This window comes from Leisingera sp. F5 (assembly GCF_001593695.1).
In genome coordinates, this window is record NZ_LUKH01000733.1 from 1 (window position 1) to 1763 (window position 1763).

The following is a 1763-nucleotide window of genomic DNA, read 5'->3' on the forward strand; positions in this document are numbered from 1 at the left end:
AGAACGCTCGGCGTACCGGCTTCGTCTTCATCGACATCGCCGACCGAGACCTTGGCAGCTACGTGACCGAGGCACGCGCCCGCGTCGCGGAGGGGGTAGCGCTTCCGCCAGGCTACTCCATCACCTGGTCGGGTCAGTACGAATACATCCAGCGGATGCAGCAGCGGCTGACGATGGTGGCACCTGCCACGCTGCTGCTCATCACGCTAATGCTGTTCCTGGCGTTCAACCGGGTGATCGAGGTGGGCATCATCCTTGCCGCACTGCCAGTGGCTTTGGCGGGCGGTGTCTGGTTCCTGTGGTACCTCAACTTCGACATCTCGGTCGCCGTGCTGGTGGGCTTCATTGCGCTGGCCGGTGTTGCCGTCGAGACTGTAATCGTGATGCTTCTGTACCTCAACCTGGCTTGGGAGAAGCGGAAGAAACTTGCCATTTCGGAAAACCGGGCTCTGGCGCCACTCGACATCGAGGAGTCCGTTTTCGAGGGCGCACTGCTACGAGTCCGTCCGAAAGTAATGACGGTAGCGACGATTTTCGCCGGTCTAATCCCGATCATGTACGGCCACGGCACCGGTTCAGAAATCATGCAACGCATTGCGGCGCCGATGGTCGGAGGCATGGTCACGGCGACGCTGCTGACGCTCTTCGTCATCCCCGCGATCTTCGTCATCTGGAAGCGTCTGGCTTTGCGGCGCGTCAATCGCGAGATCAGCAACCTTCCAGCAGCGGGCGAAACGCCCGTTCCGGCCGAATGAAACTCACCAAACTCTACTTCTTGGGAGAAAATCCAATGAAAATCCTCACCTTCTCCGGTATTGTCCTTGCCTTCTCCGCCAGCAGCGCTTTGGCTCAAACGACCCACAGCATGGACCACTCCGGCATTCACATGAGTGATAGCCAGTTGGAGGACGCAGTACACGCCACCGCTGTCGTCAACTCGATCAGCGAGGGCTCCGCAAATGTCAGCCACGACCCGATTCCCGCAATCGGCTGGCCCGGCATGACGATGGGCTTGCCACTCCTGGCCGACGCCCAAGTTATGGGAGACGTTGCACCCGGCGACAAGGTTACCCTGATGCTGCTCAAGGGCGCTGACGGAATGTACGCAATCGGTGCCATGACGCCGAATTGACCTGCACGGCATTGAAACCGCACCAGAAGCCCTGAAGCCCGCCCTCGATGCGTTGAACGCCGCGCTGCTGATCCGTTGCCACCGGTAAAACCGGTACGGATCACTCGTCATGCGCGGCGTTCACACTTGCAGCGGCGCTGCCGGCCGTTGCAGTACTGGCCGCCACCGCCCAATCCCGCTATGCACTTCATGTGCTGAAGACTCCGTGCGCCTCAGATCCAAACCGATTGCAGTTTCATGACCACCGCTGCGGCACCCGTCAGTGCCAGTGTAAATAAACCGAAGAAAGCCAGCGCAAGCAGGATCGGCCCAAGCCTGCCCGGCAGCTTGTGTACCAAGCCGCGCAGCCATTGCGGAGCGTGCGCTGGGCACCGAGCTGGATGAACATCTCAGCGAAGAGCGCGCGCAGGAGCCGCCTGAAGGCCAGAACCAGCCCGCCAATCGACGCAATGGCAGCAGCCAGAAGACTGTGGCTACGGACGCCGGCAAGGTGGTTCCGGACATTCCGCGCGACCGGAACGGGACCTTTGACCCGGTTCTGATCGCCAAGTATCAGCGCCGCTTTCCGGAGTTCGACACCAAGATCATCAGCATGTACGCCCGCGGTAGGACAACCCGGGAGATCCAGGGC

General features: G+C 60.9%; 2 protein-coding genes and 1 pseudogene. All 3 read left to right on the plus strand.

The window, feature by feature from the left end; translation table 11 throughout:
- The coding region (locus A2I95_RS35355; protein ID WP_291737233.1) for an efflux RND transporter permease subunit at window positions 1-755 on the plus strand (755 nt) is incomplete at its 5' end.
- 35 nt (window positions 756-790) lie between these two features.
- Window positions 791-1132: a copper-binding protein gene (locus tag A2I95_RS35360; protein ID WP_027258742.1), complete on the plus strand. Its 342-nt coding sequence runs from the start codon at window positions 791-793 to the stop codon at window positions 1130-1132.
- 340 nt (window positions 1133-1472) lie between these two features.
- Window positions 1473-1763: pseudogene (locus A2I95_RS35365) on the plus strand (transposase); the annotation flags it as partial.

Bases quoted from the DNA above. Each gene is read 5' to 3' on its own strand.
- A2I95_RS35360 (WP_027258742.1), top strand. From the start codon at position 791: ATGAAAATCCTCACCTTCTCCGGTATTGTCCTTGCCTTCTCCGCCAGC.